The sequence below is a fragment of the Thioalkalivibrio sp. genome, assembly GCF_007692535.1.
GTDB lineage: Bacteria > Pseudomonadota > Gammaproteobacteria > Ectothiorhodospirales > Ectothiorhodospiraceae > Thioalkalivibrio.
The window spans coordinates 1-2,839 of sequence record NZ_REBW01000165.1; the positions used below are offsets into that span (position 1 = coordinate 1).

At 68.6% G+C, this 2,839-nt stretch carries 2 protein-coding genes; both read left to right on the forward strand.

Annotated elements, in window-relative coordinates; translation table 11 throughout:
• Nucleotides 1–329 precede the first annotated feature (329 nt).
• Nucleotides 330–1,205 (forward strand): site-specific integrase, encoded by an 876-nt coding sequence (locus EA346_RS09390; protein WP_296757900.1) that lies wholly within the window; start codon nt 330–332, stop codon nt 1,203–1,205.
• Between the two features lie 9 nt (nt 1,206–1,214).
• Nucleotides 1,215–2,426 carry an IS91 family transposase gene (locus tag EA346_RS09395; RefSeq protein WP_296757902.1) on the forward strand — a complete coding sequence of 404 codons (1,212 nt, stop codon included), beginning with the start codon at nt 1,215–1,217 and terminating at the stop codon, nt 2,424–2,426.
• Nucleotides 2,427–2,839: the final 413 nt, after the last annotated feature.

A 2,839-nucleotide genomic window follows, 5' to 3' on the forward strand; every position in this document is an offset into this window, starting at 1 on the left:
CTCAACGCGGGATAATTGGCCGAAATTATCGTCCGCGGGTTCCTGAGCGGTTCCTAGGAACCCGCCTGACGAGAGCATCCCGACCCTACCAATGGGGCGCGATCACGATCAGGGACAAGGTTGCGGGCGAACGGATGATCCCGATCAGTCCCTATATCGCGACGCTTCTTCAGGGACTGCCGCGCGATCGTCAGCAGTCGGCCCGAGGACTAAACCGCTCGCGCGGTAGTGGGGGGCTCTGATCGGGGCCTGGGGTGAGGAAGGATCGGATCCATCTCCTATGTTCGGGAATGAGGCAACCCGCCTCGTTCTACGACAGGAGCGATCCGATGACACACGCCACACCCATCATCAGCCCGCTGCGCCAACGCATGCTCGATGACATGCGGATGCGCAAGCTCGCACCCAAGACCCAGAGTGCCTATCTCCGGGCCGTGCAGCGCCTCGCCGGTTTCCTCGGGCGCCCACCGAGCCGCGTCACCGCCGAGGAGCTGCGGCAGTTCCAGTTGTCGCTGGTCGATGCAGGATCGTCACCGATCGTGTTGAACGCCACCCTCACCGGCCTCAAGTTCTTCCTCGAGGTGACCCTCGACCGCGCCGCGCTGGCGCAGAAGCTGCGCCCGGTGCGGGTGCCGCGCACCCTGCCGGTGGTGTTGAGTCCGCAGGAGGTGGCCCGCCTGATCGCCGGGGCCAGTAACCTGAAGCACCAGACGGCCTTGTCGGTGGCCTACGGTGCCGGGCTGCGCGCGAGCGAGGTGGTGAGCCTCAAGGTCGGCGACATCGACAGCCAGCGCATGGCCTTGCGCGTCGAGCAGGGCAAGGGGCGCAGGGATCGCTATGCCATGCTCTCGCCGGTGCTGCTCGAGCGGCTGCGCACCTGGTGGCGCGTGGCCCATGCCCAGGGCAAGATGCTCGACCGCGGCTGGCTGTTCCCGGGGCAGAACGTCATTGATCCGATGAGCACCCGGCAACTCAACCGTGCCGTGCATGCCGCCGCGGCCAACGCCGAGTTGGACAAGCGGGTCTCGATGCACACACTGAGGCACTGCTTTGCCACCCACCTGCTCGAGCAGAAGGTCGACATTCGGGTGATCCAGGTGCTGCTGGGGCACAAGCGGTTGGACACCACTGCCCTGTATACCCAGGTGGCCACCGAGATCCTGCATGCGGTGATCAGTCCGTTGGAGGCGACGCGCGCCGGGTAGGTCCGCGCCGTGGCGCGTCCCACCCTCGAGGTCGCGGAGATCTTCCGGACCCACGGGCCGGTCTGGCGGCAGGCGCAGCGCGGGCATCTGAGCCTCGGCCAGCACAAGGTCATGGCGGCGATCGAGCGCTGCCGCAGCGCGGCGCTGGGCGGCCATGTGCTGCAGTGTCCGGCCTGCGCCCACGCCGAGATCGCCTACAACTCCTGCCGCAACCGGCATTGCCCCAAGTGCCAGGGGAGTGCGGCTCGGCGCTGGCTCCAGGACCGCCAGGACGACCTGTTGCCGGTCGAGTACTACCACGTGGTGTTCACCCTGCCGGCGCCGATCCAGGCGATCGCCTACACCAACAAGGCGGTGGTCTACCGCCTGCTGTTCCAGGTGGCGGCCGAGACCCTGCAGACGATCGCCGCCGATCCCCGTCACCTGGGCGCACGCATCGGCGTGACCCTGGTCCTGCATACCTGGGGTTCGGCCCTCACCCACCATCCGCATGTGCATGGGATCGTCCCCGGGGGTGGCCTGTCGGCCGATGGCCAACGCTGGATCGCCTGCCGGCCGGGCTTCTTCCTGCCGGTCCGCGTCCTCTCGCGGCGCTTCCGCCACCGCTTCCTCGAGGCGCTGGCCGGTGCGCACGCAGCCGGCCAGTTGCAGTTCTTCGGGAACGACGCACACCTGGCCGAGACCACCACCTTCGCCACATGGCTGCGCGCGTTGCGTGCGACCGAATGGGTGGTCTATGCCAAGCGCCCCTTCGCCGGACCCGCCGCCGTGCTGGCGTATCTGTCCCGCTATACCCACCGGGTCGCGATCGCCAACAGCCGGCTCGTCGCCCTGGATCAAGGCCAGGTCACCTTCCGCTGGAAGGACTATCGCGCCAAGGGCAGGACCAAGCACAAGACCATGACCCTCGCCGCCGGGGAGTTCATGCGCCGCTTCCTGCTGCACGTGCTGCCCTCGGGCTTCCACCGCATCCGCCACTACGGCCTGCTCGCCAATGCCGGACGCCGGGAGCACCTGGCCCGCGCGCGCGAACTGCTGCAGGGATCGGCCGCAGACGCGCCAGTCGGGACCGGCAGCGCCGACCCAACGGCTCCGGCGCCCCCCGAGCCGAACGCACCGACCTACGTCTGTCCGGACTGCGGGGCGCCGATGCTGGTCCTGGACACGCTGGTCCGGGGACCGCACATCCGGGCACCGCCTCCCGCACAGGTGGCCGCATGAATCCGCACAACCAAGCGACTCCCCGCCCGCGATGGCTTCGCCCCGGGCCACCGCTCGAGACCGCTTGGGCCCAACGACCCATCGACCGCTCCGGGGCCCTGTATCAGCGACGACAAACACTACCCGCTGCGCCGACCCGAGGCTCCTGTGGCCACCCCAGCGCGTTCCCGATGGGCTTCGTTGCGCGCATCCCCAGCACCGGGATCTCTCTAATCCCCATAGCGTTGCCGGCCACCCCGGCCACCGGGACGCGGCCCGCGGTTTCCTCCCTGGAGGCTTGTCCGACGCCTGCCCCCTGAGCTTGGGGGAGGCCTCATGCGCTCGCGGTCGCGGGCAGGCATCCGACAACCCTTAACCTGAGCGGACGGGAGAAACGGAATTGGGGTAGTCCGTTGCCTGGTGCAATGCGGACG

Coding starts and splice junctions, on each gene's coding strand:
- EA346_RS09390 (WP_296757900.1), top strand. CDS start 330: ATGACACACGCCACACCCATCATCAGCCCGCTGCGCCAACGCATGCTC.